The organism is Pseudomonas sp. GW821-FHT02A08 (assembly GCF_059422045.1).
This window is the reverse complement of the sequence record NZ_JBWKWD010000045.1, coordinates 1-17,971: the sequence shown is the minus strand read 5'-3', so window position 1 is coordinate 17,971 and position 17,971 is coordinate 1. Positions and strand designations below refer to the sequence as shown.

15 protein-coding genes and 2 pseudogenes are annotated in these 17,971 nt (G+C 61.8%); 10 read left to right on the top strand and 7 right to left on the bottom strand.

Annotation, left to right across the window (positions count from 1 at the left end; translation table 11 throughout):
* Window positions 1–57: 57 nt before the first annotated feature.
* The 3 genes and pseudogenes from AC07W4_RS24380 to AC07W4_RS24370 all read right to left on the bottom strand — a co-directional run.
* Entirely contained in the window at window positions 58–1,734 is a 1,677-nt protein-coding gene (locus tag AC07W4_RS24380) for an MFS transporter (RefSeq protein ID WP_495034291.1), read from the bottom strand.
* Between the two features lie 318 nt (window positions 1,735–2,052).
* Window positions 2,053–2,646, bottom strand: a pseudogene (locus AC07W4_RS24375) (methyl-accepting chemotaxis protein); the annotation flags it as partial.
* 264 nt (window positions 2,647–2,910) lie between these two features.
* Window positions 2,911–3,981, bottom strand: a pseudogene (locus AC07W4_RS24370) (methyl-accepting chemotaxis protein); the annotation flags it as partial.
* A gap of 459 nt (window positions 3,982–4,440) precedes the next feature.
* Here AC07W4_RS24370 and AC07W4_RS24365 point away from each other — a divergent pair.
* The 3 genes from AC07W4_RS24365 to AC07W4_RS24355 all read left to right on the top strand — a co-directional run bounded on the left by AC07W4_RS24365 (window position 4,441) and on the right by AC07W4_RS24355 (window position 7,911).
* The gene (locus AC07W4_RS24365; protein WP_008049824.1) at window positions 4,441–5,757 is read left to right on the top strand and encodes a Na+/H+ antiporter family protein; all 1,317 of its coding nucleotides are present in this window, start codon (window positions 4,441–4,443) and stop codon (window positions 5,755–5,757) included.
* Window positions 5,657–7,639, top strand: a complete 1,983-nt coding sequence (gene ctpM / locus AC07W4_RS24360; protein WP_495034290.1) for a methyl-accepting chemotaxis protein CtpM — start codon at window positions 5,657–5,659, stop codon at window positions 7,637–7,639. The genes AC07W4_RS24365 and ctpM overlap by 101 nt, the downstream gene beginning before the upstream one ends.
* A 107-nt stretch (window positions 7,640–7,746) precedes the next feature.
* On the top strand, window positions 7,747–7,911 hold the full coding sequence (locus AC07W4_RS24355) for a metallothionein (RefSeq protein WP_008049826.1): 165 nt from the start codon (window positions 7,747–7,749) through the stop codon (window positions 7,909–7,911).
* 23 nt (window positions 7,912–7,934) lie between these two features.
* On the opposite strand, the gene AC07W4_RS24350 is transcribed toward AC07W4_RS24355, so the two are convergent.
* Together AC07W4_RS24350 and AC07W4_RS24345 are read right to left on the bottom strand one after the other, a co-directional pair.
* Window positions 7,935–8,213 carry a hypothetical protein gene (locus AC07W4_RS24350; protein WP_495034289.1) on the bottom strand — a complete coding sequence of 93 codons (279 nt, stop codon included), beginning with the start codon at window positions 8,211–8,213 and terminating at the stop codon, window positions 7,935–7,937.
* Between the two features lie 33 nt (window positions 8,214–8,246).
* On the bottom strand, window positions 8,247–8,474 hold the full coding sequence (locus AC07W4_RS24345) for a DUF6555 family protein (protein ID WP_008049830.1): 228 nt from the start codon (window positions 8,472–8,474) through the stop codon (window positions 8,247–8,249).
* Window positions 8,475–8,620: 146 nt separating this feature from the next.
* Here AC07W4_RS24345 and AC07W4_RS24340 point away from each other — a divergent pair, with 146 nt between their 5' ends.
* The 5 genes from AC07W4_RS24340 to mnmH all read left to right on the top strand — a co-directional run bounded on the left by AC07W4_RS24340 (window position 8,621) and on the right by mnmH (window position 12,991).
* Window positions 8,621–9,400 (top strand): AraC family transcriptional regulator, encoded by a 780-nt coding sequence (locus AC07W4_RS24340; RefSeq protein ID WP_495034288.1) that lies wholly within the window; start codon window positions 8,621–8,623, stop codon window positions 9,398–9,400.
* Window positions 9,401–9,506: 106 nt separating this feature from the next.
* Window positions 9,507–9,680 (top strand): DUF1427 family protein, encoded by a 174-nt coding sequence (locus AC07W4_RS24335; RefSeq protein ID WP_008049832.1) that lies wholly within the window; start codon window positions 9,507–9,509, stop codon window positions 9,678–9,680.
* Between the two features lie 27 nt (window positions 9,681–9,707).
* A complete protein-coding gene (locus tag AC07W4_RS24330) occupies window positions 9,708–10,664 on the top strand; it encodes a quinone oxidoreductase family protein (protein ID WP_008049833.1) in 957 nt (318 codons plus the stop codon).
* A 189-nt stretch (window positions 10,665–10,853) separates the two neighbouring features.
* Window positions 10,854–11,888, top strand: a complete 1,035-nt coding sequence (gene selD / locus AC07W4_RS24325) for a selenide, water dikinase SelD (protein ID WP_489385434.1) — start codon at window positions 10,854–10,856, stop codon at window positions 11,886–11,888.
* Window positions 11,888–12,991 (top strand): tRNA 2-selenouridine(34) synthase MnmH, encoded by a 1,104-nt coding sequence (gene mnmH, locus AC07W4_RS24320; RefSeq protein WP_495034287.1) that lies wholly within the window; start codon window positions 11,888–11,890, stop codon window positions 12,989–12,991. Before selD ends, mnmH begins: the two co-directional genes overlap by 1 nt.
* Window positions 12,992–13,128: 137 nt before the next feature.
* On the opposite strand, the gene AC07W4_RS24315 is transcribed toward mnmH, so the two are convergent.
* Window positions 13,129–13,800 (bottom strand): histidine phosphatase family protein, encoded by a 672-nt coding sequence (locus tag AC07W4_RS24315; protein WP_495034286.1) that lies wholly within the window; start codon window positions 13,798–13,800, stop codon window positions 13,129–13,131.
* A 368-nt stretch (window positions 13,801–14,168) separates the two neighbouring features.
* On the opposite strand from AC07W4_RS24315, the gene AC07W4_RS24310 reads away from it, so the two are divergent.
* A complete protein-coding gene (locus AC07W4_RS24310) occupies window positions 14,169–14,879 on the top strand; it encodes a glutathione S-transferase family protein (RefSeq protein WP_493724717.1) in 711 nt (236 codons plus the stop codon).
* Between the two features lie 120 nt (window positions 14,880–14,999).
* Here the strand turns inward: AC07W4_RS24310 and AC07W4_RS24305 are convergent, their stop codons facing one another.
* The gene (locus AC07W4_RS24305) at window positions 15,000–16,535 is read right to left on the bottom strand and encodes an FAD-dependent oxidoreductase (RefSeq protein ID WP_495034285.1); all 1,536 of its coding nucleotides are present in this window, start codon (window positions 16,533–16,535) and stop codon (window positions 15,000–15,002) included.
* A gap of 136 nt (window positions 16,536–16,671) precedes the next feature.
* On the opposite strand from AC07W4_RS24305, the gene AC07W4_RS24300 reads away from it, so the two are divergent.
* On the top strand, window positions 16,672–17,763 hold the full coding sequence (locus AC07W4_RS24300; RefSeq protein WP_495034284.1) for a DUF1615 domain-containing protein: 1,092 nt from the start codon (window positions 16,672–16,674) through the stop codon (window positions 17,761–17,763).
* The last annotated feature ends 208 nt before the right edge of the window (window positions 17,764–17,971 follow it).

The window sequence follows — 17,971 nt, the reverse complement described above, 5'->3', positions numbered from 1 at the left end:
CAAGTCGGATCGCCGCACCGCCGCTCCCACATTGGTTCACTGATTGGCTGGCAAGTTTCAGGTGTGATGAATCTCCCGATCCTTGGTTTCCGGCATGAAGAAAATGCCCAGCACCGCTGTCATCACCGCGATGACGATCGGATACCACAGCCCGTAGTAGATATCCCCCGTGGCCGCCACCATGGCGAACGCCACGGTCGGCAGGAAGCCACCGAACCAGCCATTGCCGATGTGATAGGGCAGCGACATCGAGGTGTAGCGGATGCGCGCCGGGAACAGTTCCACCAGCCAGGCGGCAATCGGTCCGTAGACCATGGTCACGTAGATCACCAGGATCGTCAGCAGTAGCAACACCATCGGATAGTTGGTCTTGGCCGGGTCGGCCTTCTCGGGGTAGCCGGCGTCCTTGAGGGCGGTGGCGAGGGTGGCGGTGAAGGCATCGTTCCTGGCCTTGAAGTCGGCGGCCGGCATGCCGGTGCCCTCGAAGCTCTCGATCACTTTATCGCCGATGCGCACCTGCGCAACGGCGCCCGGCTCAGCATTGACGTTCTTGTAGGGGATGGCCCGTTTGGCCAGTACGGTCTTGGCCAGGTCGCAGGAACTGGTGAATTTGGCCTTGCCTACCGGGTCGAACTGGAACGAGCACTGGTCGGGATTGGCGACCACCGTGACCGGATTCTTCTCCTGGGCAATGAACACATCGGGGTTACCGTACTGGGTCAACGCATGGAAAATCGGGAAGTAAGTCAGTGCTGCGATGATGCAGCCGGCCATGATGATGCCCTTGCGTCCGATGCGGTCGGACAGGCTGCCGAATATGACGAAGAACGGCGTGCCGATCAGCAGCGAGCCGGCAATCAGCAGGTTGGCGGTCTGCGGTTCGATCTTCAGTGTCTGCAGCAGGAAGAACAGCGCATAGAATTGCCCGGTGTACCAGACCACCGCCTGACCGGCGGTACCGCCGAGCAGGGCCATGATCACGATCTTGAGGTTGTCCCAACGGGCGAAGGATTCGGTCAACGGTGCTTTGGAGGATTTGCCTTCGGCTTTCATTTTCTGGAACACCGGCGACTCGCTGAGCTGCAGGCGGATGTACACCGAGACGATCAGCAGCAGGATCGACAGCAGGAACGGAATCCGCCAGCCCCAGGCCTCGAAGGCTTCGGTGCCCAGGGCGGTACGGCAGGCGAGGATCACCAGCAGTGAAAGAAACAGGCCGAGGGTGGCTGTGGTCTGGATCCACGAGGTGAAGAAGCCGCGTTTGCCCTTGGGAGCATGTTCGGCCACGTAGGTCGCTGCGCCGCCGTACTCACCCCCCAGCGCCAGGCCTTGCAACAGGCGCAGGCTGATCAGGATGATCGGCGCGACGACGCCGATGGTCGCATAGCCGGGCAGCAAACCCACCACGGCGGTGGAAATACCCATGATCACGATGGTGATGAGGAACGTATGCTTGCGCCCGATCATGTCGCCCAACCGGCCGAACACGATAGCGCCGAATGGGCGCACGGCGAAGCCGGCGGCGAAGGCGAGCAGGGCGAAAATGAAGGAGGTCGTTTCGTTGACACCGGCGAAGAAGTGCTTGGCGATGATCGCCGCGAGGGAGCCGTACAGGTAGAAGTCATACCATTCGAACACGGTGCCCAGGGACGAGGCGAAGATGACCTTGCGCTCCTCCCTGGTGAGCCCGCGGTTGGGCGTGCTGCCCGTGGTTGCATTGTCGATTGCTGCCATGAGTATTCTCCGTCTTGCTCTTGTTGTAGGCCGGAGTTCCCACCAACACTTACCGTACCCAGGCCCTGGGGCTGAAGTCATCGGATTACGTGGCTTGCATTCAGGTTGACGCCAGAAAATGCTGCAAGGTTCCATGAAGCATAATCAAGGTCCGGCAGATATCCACTCGCCATCATTTATTGAGCAGCACGCAGAAATAAATGTAGGAACAAATGTGGGAGCGGGCTTGCTCGCGAATGTGGTGGGTCAATCAACAAAGATGTTGTCTGATCCACCACATTCGCGAGCAAGCCCGCTCCCACAAGGGATCAACAGGGTTTAAACGCGGAACTGATCCATCAGGCTCTGCTGCTGGTTCGCCAGGCTGTTGAGCGACTGGCTGACCCGCGCCGATTCATTGGCCTGCCCCGACAGCGACTCGGTCACGTCGCGGATGGTCGCCACGTTGTTGTTGATCTCCTCGGCCACCGCGCTCTGCTCTTCGGCGGCACTGGCGATCTGCATGTTCATGTCGTTGATCACCGTGACCGCGTCGCCGATCTGGCGCAGCGCGGTTACCGCCTGGCCAACCTGCTCGACACTGCCCTGGGCCTGACGATGGCTGTTGTTCATCGAACCCACCACCTCCTGGGTGCCGTTTTGCAGCTGTTCGATCACCAGTCGGGTTTCTTCGACGGATTCCTGGGTACGCCGCGCCAGGTTGCGCACTTCATCGGCCACCACGGCAAACCCGCGTCCGGCCTCACCGGCACGGGCCGCTTCGATCGCGGCGTTGAGGGCCAGCAGGTTGGTCTGCTCGGCAATTGCACGGATCACTTCCAGTACCGTGCCGATCTTCTCGCTGTTGGCGGCCAGGCCCTCGACCTGGATCATGGCCGCGCTCATGTCGGCGGCGAGGTTGTCGATGCTGGCGGTGGTACGGTCGATCACGGTCAGGCCCTGACGGGTAGCCTGATCGGCATCCCGGGCGGCGTGGGCCGCTTGCGCGGCGCTGCGGGCGACGTCCTGGGCGGTGGCGCTCATTTCGTGGGAGGCGGTCGCGACCTGGTCCACCTGGCGGTACTGCTGCTCCATGCCGGCGCTGGTCTGGGCGGCGATGGCGGACGACTGGTCAGCGGTGCTGCGGGCGTCCTGCACCGAACGTTTCACTTCGGCAATGATCGGTTGCAGCTTGTCGAGGAAACGGTTGAACCAGCCGGCCAGTTGGCCAAGTTCATCCTGCTTGTCGTAGGCCAGGCGGCGGGTCAGGTCACCTTCGCCGCTGGCGATGTCTTCGAGCATGTGCGCCACACCGAGGATCGGTCGGGTGACGCTGCGGGCCATCAGCCACACCAGCATCAGGCCGAGCAGCGCGGCGAGCCCCCCCAGGCCGAGTTCGACCAGCGTACCGGCGGTGTTGCTGTCATCGAGTTGCTTTTTCAGGGCTTCGGCGGGGCCGACCAGGACTTTCTCCGGCACGTCGAGCAGCACGCCCCAGGGTTTACCTCCGGGGATCGGCTGGAAGGAGGCCAGCACTTTCAGTTGCTGCTGGCTGTGCAGGCTGGCGGTTTTGCTGCTGGCGGCGAGCATGCGCAGCAGTTCGGCGCCACTGGCCTTGTCCACGGCGTCCAGGCGCTGACTGAGTTTGCTGGCGTCCGGGCTGTAGCCGGCGAGCAGGCCGGCCGGGCTGATGATGCTGACGCTGGTCTGGCCGTCATAGAGCTTCTTGCTCGCACCCAGGCTGACCGCTTGCAGGCTGTTGAGGTTGATGTCCACCGACAGCGAGGCGATGACCTTGCCGTTGACCATCAGGGGGAAAACGATGCTGGTCATCAGCACGTTTTGGCCGTCGATCTCATAGAAGTAGGGTTCGATCACGCACGGCTTGAGGGTGGTGCGCGGGCAGGTGAACCAGGCGTTGGCCGCTTCGCCGCTGGGGCCGGTACTGGTGTCGGCCATGTCCTTTTCCGGCAGCGCCATGGACGTCACTTTGCCCGGCGTCGGCTGCGACCAGTAGAGGGCGAAACGGCCCTTTTCGTTGCTGCCCAGTTCGGCTTGGCCGGTGAACAGTTCGTCCTTGCCGTCCAGCCCATTGGGTTCGAACACCAGGGACAGGCCGAGCAGGTCCGGGTTGGCTTGCAGGGCCGACTTGACCTGGCGGGTCAGGTCTTCGCGCAGGTCGAAGGCATCGAGAAAACGCTTCTCGGCCTGATCACGCAGGAACAGCACCTGCCGCGAGAAGCCGTGGCCGTACTGATAGGCGTCCATGAACTGCTGGCGAATCCCCAGTGCCTGGTTTTCCCCCTGGGACTCGATCCGCGCCTGGGCCGCTTCGGTCAGTATCTCCAAGCTCGAGGCTTTCACCAGCTCGGAGCTGTGCTCCATGCGGTACAGCGAAAGACCCACCAGCAGGGTCACGATGCCCGCCAGGCACAGCCCGGCCAGCAGGGTGATTTTCCATTGAATGGAAAGTTGTCTGAGCGACATGGAGACGTCCTTATTCGATAAATATCTGAGACTTTGCACTGTAGCGGCATAAAAGCAGCTTTCTTGAGCTTCAAGCTGCAAGCTGCAAGCGGGAAACACAAAAGCTTGCGGCTTGAGGCTTGCAGCTTGCCGCTGCTTCATTCAAAGTGCGCGCCCTCTAATAAAACCCATTCCTTTTATCCGCTGGCGGCTCTCGCAGACTGCCGGCCGGACTATTTTCGCTTGCCCAGAGGTATGACAATGAATGCAGTAATTGCCGCGGTCGGCATCATGCTGATCCTCAGCCTGTCCCGCGTGCATGTGGTGATCGCCCTGATCGTCGGTGCGCTGGTCGGTGGCTTGACCGGTGGCCTGGGGATCGAGGCGACGCTCAAGGCTTTCAATAGCGGCCTCGGCGGCGGGGCGACGGTGGCGTTGTCCTACGCCTTGCTCGGCGCTTTCGCCGTGGCCATTGCCAAGTCCGGCATGGCCCATGCGCTGGCCGACAAGGCCCTGGCCATGGTCGATCGCCAGCACGCCAATGGCGGTGGCCAGGTCAAATGGCTGCTGATCGGTCTGCTCTGGGTCGTGGCCATTGCCTCGCAGAACATCTTGCCGATACATATCGCATTTATTCCGTTGCTGGTGCCGCCGCTTCTCTATGTGCTGACCAAGCTGCAACTGGACCGTCGCCTGATCGCCTGCGTCATGACCTTCGGCCTGATCACGCCCTACATGTTCCTGCCGGTGGGCTTCGGCAACATCTTCCTCAATGAGATCCTGCTGGCCAACGTCGCCCGCAGCGGTGTGGACATCAGCGGCATCAACGTGACCCACGCCATGGGCATCCCGGCCCTGGGCATGGTGGCGGGCCTGCTGATCGCGTTTGTCAGCTACCGCAAGAAGCGTGTCTACGACCTGGCGAAGATCGAACAGGTCGAGCAAGTGGCGGTGCAATACAACCCGCTGAGCCTGATGGTGGCCGGTGTGGCCATCGCGGCGGCGTTCATCATTCAGTTGTTGCTCGATTCGATGATCATCGGTGCGCTGGTCGGCTTCCTGATCTTCTCGGTGTCGGGCATCGTCAAATGGCGCGACACCGACGACCTGTTCACCGAAGGCATGAAAATGATGGCGATGATCGGCTTCATCATGATCGCCGCCTCCGGGTTTGCCGAAGTGATGAAGGCCACCGGCGAGGTGCAGACGCTGGTCGAGTCGTCGGCGTCGTACATCGATCACAGCAAGGGCATTGGTGCCTTGCTGATGTTGCTGGTGGGGTTGCTGGTGACCATGGGCATCGGCTCGTCGTTCTCCACCGTGCCGATTCTGGCGGCGATTTTCGTGCCGCTGTGCGTGCAACTGGGCTTCAGCCCGTTGGCGATCGTGTGCATCGTCGGTACGGCCGGTGCCCTGGGCGATGCCGGTTCGCCGGCTTCGGACTCGACCCTGGGCCCGACCTCCGGCCTGAACATCGATGGCCAGCACCATCACATCTGGGACACCGTGGTCCCGACCTTCCTGCACTACAACCTGCCGCTGCTGGCGTTTGGCTGGGTGGCGGCGATGGTGCTGTAACCCCGAAATCCCTGTGGGAGCGGGCTTGCTCGCGAAGGCGGTGTGTCAGACAACATTTATAGTGACTGACACTCCCTCTTCGCGAGCAAGCCCGCTCCCACAGGGGACCTGGAGTGGTCCGACCGACCGCGTTCAACTTTTGACCCGGCGTGCCGTTAAAGTTTTTAACCACGACAACAAAATCAAAAGAGTGAACGTCATGCGCATGAGCCTCAAGGCCAAAGTCCTGTCCCTTGCCGTCCTCCCGGTGTTGCTGTTTGCGCTGGTCATCAGCCTGACCACGCTGTTCATTCTTCAGGATCAGGCGCGCAAGGAAGTCGAGCAGACCCGCGAGCGCCTTCTCAGCGATGCCAAGGCAACCTTGCAAAGCTACGTGGCCGTGGCCATGACCATGATCCAACCGCTCTACGACGCGGCCGCCCCCGGCGATGAGGCGGCGCGGGCCCGGGTGATCAAGCTGCTGTCGAGCATCACCTATGGCAAGGACGGCTACTTCTTCGGTTACGACTCCAACACCGTGCGCCTGTTCAAGGCCAACAGCCCCGACGGCGTGGGCCAGAGCTTCAAGGACAACCGCGACCCGAACGGCGTCTACGTCAACCGCGACCTGGTGAAAGTCGCCAGGGACGGCACGCACTACCTGCAATACAGCTCGCCATTGCCCGGCAACACCCAGGTGCTGGTGCCCAAGCTCGGCTACACCGAATACCTGCCGAAGTGGGACATGGCGGTCGGCACCTCGGTCAATCTCGACGGCATCGAAGCGCAGGTGGCTGTGGTCGAAGCCAAGGTCCAGGAACGCATGCAAGGCATGGTGCTGAGTATCGTCGGCGTGGCGGTCGTGGTGCTGCTGGTGATCGCCGCTGCCGGGATGTTGCTGGCCAACACCATTCTGCGTCCGCTGCATTTGATGAAGACCAACCTCGACGACATCGCTGCTGGGGAGGGTGACCTGACCCGCCGCCTCACCATCACCAGCCAGGACGAACTGGGCGAACTGGCCGGCTCGTTCAACCGCTTTGTCGACAAGATCCACGGCCTGGTGCGGCAGATCACCGAAATGACCTCGCAACTGACCGGGCTGGTGAATCAGGTGTCCGACCAGGCCAACCGTTCGGACCAGGCCATGGAACGTCAGCGCCATGAGACCGATCAGGTGGCCACGGCCATCAACGAAATGTCTGCGGCGGCCCAGGAAGTGGCCAGGAGCGCGCAGAACGCCGCGGTGGCAGCCCAGCAGACCGACGAAGAAGGGCAGGCGGCCAAGCGCGTGGTGGCCGGCAGCATCGAGAAGATCCATGCCCTGGTGGACGACATCCGCAGCAGCGGCGTGTCCCTGGACAGCCTGCAAAAAGACGTGTCGTCGATTGTCAGCGTGCTTGGGGTGATCCGCTCGATTGCCGAGCAGACCAACCTGCTGGCGCTCAACGCGGCCATCGAAGCCGCCCGCGCCGGCGAGGCCGGGCGCGGCTTTGCGGTGGTGGCCGATGAAGTGCGGGCGCTGGCCAGCCGCACGCAAATCAGCACCCAGGAAATCCAGGGCATGATCGACCGCTTGCAGGCCGGTACCCAGTCGGCGGTGGAGGCGATGCGTCGTTCCAGCGAGGCCGGCGACGGCACCTCGGCCCAGGCCAACGAGGCGGGGGCTTCGCTGGACACCATGGCTCAGCTGATCGCGACCATCAACTCGATGAACGCACAAATCGCCAGTGCCGCCGAAGAACAGACCGCCGTGGCCGAAGAGATCAACCGCAGCGTGCATCAGATTGCCGTGGCGGTGGACAGCGTCGCCGACGAAACCCAACTCGGCGCACAAACCTCCCGTAGCCTGGCCGACCTCGGTCAGCGCCTGGGCAGCCTGGTCGGGCAGTTCCGGATCTGACAGAACAGAGGCAAAACCTGTGGGATTTGTGATCGGCAGGAGCGACAGTCACTACACTTATTCTGTGTATCCAGGCACTGGACGACCTTGTTAGAGGAGTCAGCTCCATGATTGACCGCGAAAGTATCTGCGATTGCCCGAAATGTTCCTGCAAACTCGGTGAACATCCGATTGCCCGTCACGGCAAGCATTACTGCTGTGAAGCCTGCGCCAAACACCATGAGCACGGCGAGGAATGCACCCATAAAGATTGCAAGTGCGCTCATGGCTGACTACCGCGAATGAAAAGTGGAGCCTAATCCGGCTCCACCTCCAGCCTGAGGCTGTCATCTTCCAGGTGTTCGCTGTGGCGCACGGTGCCTTGCAAGCGCCTCCCTTCGACCCGTAGCACCAGGGTCCTGGCGTGCTCAAGATCTTCCGGTAGTGGCGCCGGGACGCGTATGGCGAAGCAGAATGGGTCATTTTCGACCTGTTCCAGTCCGATCAGGCACTCGGCGCTTTTGGTAATGCGACCGATCGGCGTGTCCAGACCGTAGTCCAACTGCGCAGGGCTGTTGACGGGTGTTGCGCTCATATCCCTTCCCCCGAACCTGATGGTTACCGGATATTAGTTCGCCGGCCGCCACTTGACGTTTTCCACACCGAATTTTTCAGCCATCGGCTTGCTGGTCTTTTGCACCCTCTCGCGTCCGAACCGGGGGATTCGCCCCACCCCCGCATCACAGCTCGCCCAATGCCAGGCTTCTGCGTTGTCCATTTTGTCCAGGCGGATGATGAATGATTTCGCAGCGCCATGGAGGGTGTACTCGATGACGAATAATTTTGCACTGTTCATAAAGACCCGGTTCCTCCCTGTTGTACATAGAAGGATCGCGCGCCATCAGGAAAATTCCTTCGGATTGTCGGACGGTGGCGGTTGCTGGCGACAAGTTCAGCGTCCCGTTACCATTGAGCCTTCTCGCACCCCAATGAACATTGACCATGGCCCTCGCCGCACCGCCTGACCTGAGTGACACCGATGTGCCTGTGCAACCGCTGGCTCGCACCTATCCGCGGGGGTTGTACATCGATCCCCATGAGCACGCCTGGGGCCAGTTGCTGTATGCGATGAGCGGGGTGATGTGGGTCGAGACGCCGCACGAAGCATTGGTGGTGCCACCGCAGCGGGCCGTGTGGTTGCCGCCCGGTGTGCCCCACGGGATTCGCGTGGTGTCCGACCTGCAAATGCGCAACATCTACCTGCGGCCGTCCCTGGCCGCGACCCTGGATGACAGCGTTCAGGTGATCGAGGTCGGCGGCTTGCTGCGCGAGCTGATCGTCGGGCTGGTGGAGCAGGGTAATGACGGGGCGCCCGAGTATTACGACGCACTGGTGGGCCTGGCGCTGCTGGAACTCAAGCGGGCGAGGCGCTCATTGCTGAAAATCCCGCTGCCGGATGATTCCGACCGGCGATTGATGAATTTGTGTCAGGCGGTCATGGCTGCGCCTTCACTGGATATTCCTTTCGAACAACATGCCGATAACACCGGAGCCAGCGTGCGCACCCTGGCGCGGCTGTTCAAGGACGGTCTGGGCATGGGCTTCGCCGAGTGGCGGCGTCAGGTGCAACTGGCGACGGCAGTGGCCGGGTTGATCCAGGGCGTACCGGTCAGCGCGATTGCCCGGGAGCTGGGCTACTCGCCGAGCAGCTTCAGCGACATGTTTCGGCGTGAACTGGGGGTTGCCCCTTCGCAGTTTCCGGCGGCGCAACCCCAGGACTGAATTCGCCGAGGCCATGCTTTGGCCGACATTCAGAAGCACTTGGCCGATGCACAAAGGCGTCGCCCTCTAGACTCGTCGCATACCTCAATTGCCCCAGGAGTCTGCCATGAACTACCTCGTGTCAGTGGCCATCGGTCTGGGCGTCGGTCTGCTCTACGGCGCCCTGGATTTTCGTTCTCCCGCACCCCCGGCCATCGCGCTGGTGGGCCTGCTCGGCATGCTCGCCGGCGAAAAGCTCTGGCCGATGGGGCGGGGGCTGGTGGCTGGCTGGATCTCCTGAACCCTTTTCGACTCGATGGATATGCCCATGAAAGCTCTGCAATTCGATAAAACCGGTGATCTCTCGGCCCTGCGCTACGTCGAGGTGCCTACGCCCGTGCCCGGCGCCGATGAAGTGCTGGTCGAGATCAAGGCCGCCGGCCTCAACCCCAGCGATGTGAAGAACGTGCTGGGGCGTTTTCCCTACACCACCTTGCCGCGGATTCCCGGTCGCGATTTTGCCGGTGTCGTCGTGGCCGGCCCGCAGGCGTTGATCGGTCAGGAAGTCTGGGGCACGGGCCGGGAACTGGGCTTTTTCGCCGACGGTTCCCATGCGCAGTTCGTCAAGCTACCGGCCAATGGCGTGGCGCTCAAACCCACGCACCTGAGCTTCGCCCAGGCCGCCAGCCTCGGCGTGCCGTACACCACGGCGTGGGATGCACTGGAACGCAGCCTTGTGACGGCCGAAACCCGATTGCTGGTCATCGGTGGCGGGGCGGTCGGCAGTGCCGCGCTGGCCCTGGCCAAGGTGCGCGGCGCCCGGGTGCTGGCGGCCGCGCGGCGTCCGGAGCAGGTCAAGGACTTGCAGGATCAGGGCTACCAGACCCTGCAACTGGATAAACCCGAAGATTTGGGCGCACAGGTCAACGCCGTCTATGCCGGCGGCGCCGATGTGATTTTCGACACCACCGGATTCTGGCTGCCGGCCTCGGTACCCGCCCTGGCCGCGTTCGGCCGCATCGCGATCATCGCGGCGCCCGTGGACGGTCACGTGCAGTTGCCGGCCCTGGCGTTGTATCGCAAGGGTGGCTCTGTCGTGGGGATCAACTCGTTGCTGTACGGGGTACAGGCCTGTGCGGCGATGCTCGAGCAGTTCGGCCGGTTTTTCGATCAGGACCTGTTGCCGTTGCCGCAGGGCTTGTTCGAGTCGCCATTGGCCGAAGGGCTGGAGCGCTACGCCGAGGTGAATCAGGGCAGCGGCGACAAGGTGATACTGCTGCCATAACCCACCCCCCTTGTGGGAGCGGGCTTGCTCGCGAAGGCGTCGTATCAGTCGCCAAACATGTTGGCTGACACACCGCCTTCGCGAGCAAGCCCGCTCCCACAGGGGGGCAGTATCCACCACCGCATCTCCTGCAAAGAAAAAGGCGCGTTTGCTGTACGATTGGTTACCTAGACTCCAAGAGGTACCCCTATGAGCGAGCCGATTCGCCTGACCCAATACAGCCACGGCGCCGGATGCGGCTGCAAGATTTCCCCCCAGGTGCTGGAAGTGATCCTGGCCGGCAGCGGGGCGCAGAATCTCGACCCGAAGCTTTGGGTCGGCAACGCCTCACGCGACGACGCGGCGGTGTATGCCATCGATGAAGAACGCGGTGTGGTCTCGACCACCGACTTTTTCATGCCGATCGTCGACGATCCCTTCGATTTCGGCCGAATTGCCGCCACCAATGCCATCAGCGACATCTACGCCATGGGCGGCGATCCGTTGATGGCGATTGCGATCCTGGGCTGGCCGGTGAACGTGCTGGCGCCGGAAGTTGCCCGGGAAGTGATACGCGGCGGTCGTTCGGTGTGCGACGCGGCGGGTATCCCGCTGGCAGGCGGGCACTCTATCGACGCGCCAGAACCGATCTTTGGCCTGGCTGTCACCGGTCTGGTGGAAAAGCGCCACATGAAGCGCAACGACACCGCCACCGCCGGTTGCCTGCTCTACCTCACCAAGCCCCTGGGGATCGGCATCCTTACGACCGCCGAAAAAAAGGGCAAATTGCGCAACGCCGACATCGGCCTGGCCCGGGACTGGATGTGCACCCTGAACAAACCCGGCAGCCGTTTCGGCAAGCTCGACGGCGTGACCGCGATGACCGACGTCACCGGCTTCGGCCTGCTCGGGCACCTGGTGGAAATGGCCGACGGCAGCCAGCTCACGGCGCGCATTGAATATGACCGCGTACCGCGCCTGCCGGGGGTGGAGTATTACCTGGAACAGGGCTGCGTACCGGGCGGGACTCTGCGCAATTTCGACAGCTACGCCAGCAAGCTCGGACGTCTTCAGGAGCTGCATAAACGCGTGCTCTGCGATCCGCAGACCAGCGGTGGCCTGCTGATTGCCGTGACGCCGCAAGGCAACGAGCAATTCCTTTCGGTGGCCGCCGAACTGGGCCTGAGCCTGGAACCGATCGGTGAACTGGTCGAGCGACAGAGCAATGCGGTCGAGGTGTTTTGATGTTCGTCGACTGCACTGATTACCGCGACATCTTCCTCAACGACCGGCCAATGATGGACGCCCGCGCGCCGGTCGAGTTCAACAAGGGCGCGTTTCCCGGCGTGATCAACCTGCCGTTGATGAACGACCATGAACGCCAGCGGGTCGGCACCTGCTACAAGCAGCACGGCCAGCAAGCGGCCGTCGTGCTGGGGCATCAACTGGTGTCGGGCGCGGTCAAGGCCGAACGCATCCAGGCCTGGGCCGATTTTGCCCGGGCGCATCCCGATGGACTGCTGTATTGCTTTCGCGGCGGCCTGCGCTCACAGATCGTCCAGCAATGGCTCAAGGACGAGGCCGGTATCGACTATCCGCGGGTGGGCGGCGGCTACAAGGCCATGCGCACCTTCCTGCTGGACACCCTCGATCAAGCCGTCACCCAGTGTGATTTTGTCTTGCTGGGCGGGATGACCGGCACCGGCAAGACCGAGGTGCTCACGCAACTGGGTAACGCCGTGGACCTTGAAGGTCATGCCAACCATCGTGGCTCCAGTTTCGGCAAGCGCGCCACGGGCCAACCCTCGAATATCGACTTCGAGAACCGCCTGGCCATCGACGTGCTGAAAAAACGCGCCCGGGGCATCGAGCAGTTCGTACTGGAAGACGAAAGCCGTGCGGTGGGTAGTTGTGCGCTGCCGTTGCCGCTGTACCAGGGCATGCAGCAGTTCCCGATGGTGTGGCTGGAAGACAGCCTGGAAGGGCGGGTCGAGCGGATCCTGCGCGATTACGTGGTGGATCTGTGCGCCGAATTCATCGACGTGCATGGCGAGGAGGGCTTTGCGTTGTTTTCCGAACGCTTGCTGGCGAGCCTGAACAATGTGCAAAAGCGCCTGGGAGGCGAACGTCATCGACGCATGCTGGTTTTGATGGAGGATGCGTTGGTCGAGCAGTCCCGCAGTGGCGCGGTGGATCTGCACCGGGGCTGGATCGAAGGGTTGCTGCGCGAGTATTACGATCCGATGTACGCGTTTCAGCGGGAGAAGAAAGACGCTCGGATCGAGTTTGCCGGGGAGCGGGGGGCGGTGCTCGAGTATCTGCGCGAGCGGGGCAGCCGGAAAGGTTGAGGGTGTTTTTGCCGACCCCTTCGCGGGCAAGCCCGCTCCCACAGTAAATCTTCGGTGATCACAGGTTTTGTGTACGGCGCAGATCCAGTGTGGGAGCGGGCTTGCCCGCGAAGGGGCCAGCTCAGACAACGCATACCTCAGGTCGGACAGGTTTCAGCACCATTATCCAGACCTTGCTTGTACACATGGCTCTGCAACTTGGCCTTGCCGTTGTGCCAGGTCAGGGTGAGCACATACAGCGAGTCGTAGTCGCTGGATTCCCAGTCATCGGTGATGGTCATTTTCTTGCCGGTGGCGTCGCCGGCCACCTTGTTGATCAGCTCCGGCAGGTAGCCGTGCGACCAGGCGGTGTAGATGACCGAGTTGTGATACTTGTCGTGAAGCAGTTCATCGGCCAGGTCGCTGGTGTCATTGGCGGAGAAATTGATGTTCACCGGCAGGCCCAGCTTGATGGCGCTGGGGCTGATGGTCATCAGGGGACGGATATAGCTGTAGGAATTGTCGAACTCGCCTTCCTCGACGTTACGGGTCGGGTTCGCCGCAAACACATAGTCGGCCTTGCCGAACTTTTCCGGCAGCAGCGTGGACAGGTCGATGGCGCGGTTCAGCCCCTGGCAATTGAGCTGGCCGAGGCCACCGTCGGGTTTTTCCCCGTGGCGCAGGAAGACCAGCGTCTGGGTGCCATCCATCGGTTGGGCGCGACTCAGGCCGGATTCCAGCAACAGGAACACCGCGCTGACCGCCAGCAAGACGGGCAACAGCAAGTAGACGCGATGTTTAAAGCGTTTGGTAAAATTGAACAGATTCATGAATAAAAGGTTCTTCAGCGCAATTCGGTTAAGGCTGACAAACCTTTACACCACGACTTTCCAGCGTCGGGTGTGTTCCATGTCGTTGAAGCCGGTCCGTTTTCAAAGGGGTGGTACTCAGAGTCCCCTGAACCCGTTTGGTTCGATTCCGGCCAAGAGTGCAGCAATGTACCGGTAACCTTCAGCGGATTGCAGTGAAGGTTATCGACAGGATGTTGCGGATTTATGGACAGGCTACACCTGATGGTGGTGAAACCGTCGTGATCTCTTTTGATCTCCTCTATCAGCGAGATTGATGGCTCCAAGGGATCGCTGAGCCGATATCTCCATTATGATCGTCACTCTCAATGTCTTCGTGGATCCTGCCCATGACCGATTTGTCCGCCTTCCCCATCACCCGCAAATGGCCTGCCCAATATCCGGAGTGGATTCAGCTGTACTCCTTGCCGACCCCCAACGGCGTCAAGGTCTCGATCATGCTCGAAGAGATCGGCCTGCCGTATGAACCTCACCGGGTAGGCTTCGACACCAACGACCAGATGTCCCCGGAATTTCTTTCCCTCAACCCCAACAACAAGATCCCGGCGATCCTCGATCCCCACGGTCCGGATGACCAGCCGCTGGCACTGTTCGAATCGGGAGCGATTCTGATCTACCTGGCCGACAAGAGCGGGCAACTGCTGGCCCAGGAGTCGGCGGCGCGCTACGAAACGATCCAGTGGCTGATGTTCCAGATGGGTGGCATTGGCCCGATGTTCGGCCAGCTCGGGTTTTTCAACAAGTTCGCCGGCAAGGATTACGAGGACAAGCGTCCCCGTGACCGCTATGTCGAGGAAAGCAAACGCCTGCTCAAGGTGCTGGACGGCCGGCTCGAAGGGCGCGACTGGATCATGGGCGAGCGCTACACCATTGCCGACATCGCCACTTTCCCGTGGGTGCGCAACCTGATCGGCTTCTATGAAGCCGGCGATTTGGTGGGCATCCAGAACTTCCCGAACGTCACACGGGTGCTGGAACGCTTCCTGGCGCGGCCGGCGGTGGTGCGCGGGCTGCAGATTCCAAGCCCAATCGCCAGCTGATACACCGCATAACCTGTGGGAGCGGGCTTGCTCGCGAAAGCGGTATTCCTGTCACATGGATGTTGACAGTGCCGACGCCTTCGCGAGCAAGCCCGCTCCCACATTTTGATCTGTGTTGAATCAGGGCGTGCCAAAAAACGGTCGGATCCCGTGATCACGGAAATACCGTTCGATCACTTTCGGGTCCGCACACGTCTCGGCAATCGCCACGTAGGTATCGGGCCGCAACAGATAAAAGCCGTTGCGCCCCAACCCCGCCGTTTCGAACGCCGGTCGCCAGTCGAATACGTGCAGCGGCAGGTGGTGCTCGTGGCACCAGGCGATCATCTCGTCGCTGGTGTCGCCATAGACATGCACCTGCCAGGTCAGGCACTTGAGAGACTCGAAATTATCCCCCTCACCGTCATGGGCCCAGGGCAGGCGATCACCGCCATGCACGTGCCCGGCAACGCCGGTGCTCAGCGGCATACCACGATAATTCAGGGTGATCTGCGACACCGTGCGAAACAGGAACTGGCGGGAGGTTTCGAACGAGGTCATTTTCGGTAACAAGAACGGGGCCAGGCGTGTACGCAGCAAATCGGCAATCGGCCCGTCGGCGGTGACGAAGGTGAAGACCCGGTCGGTGGTCGCCACCAGTTTACGCGCAAACGCAATGCGCTCGGTTTCATAGGTGTCGAGCAGCCTGGCCTCGGCACCGCCGCTCAACACGGCCGCGAGTTTCCATGCCAGGTTGATGGCATCGCCAATCCCGGTGTTCATGCCCTGGCCGCCCGCCGGGCTGTGCACATGGGCAGCATCACCCAGCAAAAACGCCCGCTCTTTGCGGAAGTGATCCGCCACCCGATGATGCACGCGGTAGGTCGAAAACCAGTTCAGTTGCTCGATATTCACCTTCATGTGCTCGATGGCCCGGCTGCTGACGTCTTCGAAGCGCAGGGTCTCGGCGTGTTCGGCGCGCTCGTCGCGTACCGTGCCGATCAGACGGGCACGACCACTGTCTCCTAGTGGGAATACGGCGAGGAAGTCCGCCTCGTCGAGATCCACATGCAGTTCGCCGTTGAATGTCGGGCCGCTGGCCTGTACGTCGGCGACGTAGAAAATCTGCTGGTAGGTCCCGCCGGGAAACCCGGTATCCAGGGTCTTGCGCACAATCGACCGGGCACCGTCGCACCCGGCCAGGTAACAGGCCTGGCAGGTTTCCTGCTGGCCGTCGGGCAAGTGCAGCGTGGCCGTGATGCCGTCTGCGGTTTGCTCGAAGCTGGTCAGTTCAGTGTTGCGTTCCACCGTGATGCCGAAGGTTTCCAGGCGCTCGATCAGCAGCCGTTCGTGTTCGTCTTGTGGGAAGATTTCAAGAAACGAGTAGGGGGTCAGGCCCTCACCGATCTGAGACAGGGGCAGGCGTGCCACGGGCTCACCCTTGACCCAGAAGTTGCCGGCCTTTACTTGATGGCCGTGTTGCACCACAGCGTCGTCCAGTCCCAGCTGGCGATACAACTCCAGCGTCCGTGCCTGAACGGCCAGCGCCCGGGACGTGGTGCCGGGGGCGGACGTTTTGTCGACGATCCGCACGCGCACGCCCAGTTTGCTCAGCCACAACGCCAGGACCAGCCCGGTCGGGCCGGCGCCGATGATCAACACGTCGCTGCGGTGCATGACCTGTCCTCCTCGCTGTGTGAATCAAGTATGGTCCAGTCGGGGAGGGCGGCAACCGTCGGCCTGCCACGGACGTAGCCGCTGACCTGCCATTGGTCGTATGGTTGGCCCGGACAAACGGATTAGATGGAACGACATGCAAATCAGATTGATCACAAGCGTCGCCGTAATGCTGATATTGGCCGGTTGCGGCAGCCAACGGACCCAGGAACCGGCGGCGCGCAGCCCGGCCGAAGTGAAGGCCGAGATTGTACGTTTGCTGCCGGCCAAGGCTGCCGATCCTCAGGGTTGGGCCACGGACATCCAGGTGGCGTTTACCACGCAAGACCTCTCGCCGACCACGCAAAACCTGTGCTCGGTGCTGGCGGTGACTGAACAGGAGTCGACCTTTCAGGTTGACCCGAGCGTACCGGGCCTGGGCAAGATCGCCCGCGACGAGATCGACCGCCGCGCCGCCAAGGCGCACATTCCCGGCCTGCTGGTGAGCGGTGCGTTGATGCTCGATTCGCCCAACGGTAAAAGCTACAGCAGCCGCCTGAATGCCGCGCGCAGTGAAAAGGAACTGAGTGCTGTTTTCGACGACTTCATTGGCATGGTGCCGATGGGCAAGAAGCTGTTCGGCGGCTTCAACCCGGTGCATACCGGCGGGCCGATGCAGGTCAGCATTGATTTTGCCGAACAGCAGGCCAAGGGCTACCCGTACCCGGTGAAGGGCTCGATTCGTCATGAAGTGTTCACCCGGCGCGGCGGCATGTATTTCGGCATCGCGCATCTGCTCGGGTATCCGGTGAGTTACCCACAGCCGTTGTACCGTTTTGCGGACTTCAACGCGGGTTGGTACGCCAGCCGTAACGCCGCGTTCCAAAACGCGGTGAGCCGGGCTTCCGGTATCCCGTTGGCGCTGGATGGCGACCTGGTGCGCTACGGTTCGATCATGCCCGGCACCACGGAACTTGCCGTGCGTACCCTCGGCAAGCAACTGGACATGCGCAATCCGACGATCCGCGACCAACTGGAAGAGGGGAACACCCTGGCGTTCGAAGACAGTAAACTCTATCGGCGGGTTTTCGAACTGGCCGAACGGGCCGAGGGCCGGCCGCTGCCCCGTGAAGTATTACCGGGGATCGTGCTGCAAAGCCCGAAAATCACTCGCAAACTCACCACCGCGTGGTTCGCCAAGCGGGTCGATGAACGTTACCAGCGCTGCATGGCCCGGGCAGGGAATTAATCGCGGCGAAAAAAAAACGGCGGGTGAGGCTAATACCAGTCAGTCAAGCGGTAATGCGATCCGTAGCAGCTGCCGAGCCCGCGAGGCTGCGTTCGGCTGCGAAGCAGTCGTAAAATCAGTCATCGCGGTATGTCAGGCAGGCCGCGTCAGCTGGACTCACGACTGCTTCGCAGCCGAACGCAGCCTCGCGGGCTCGGCAGCTGCTACA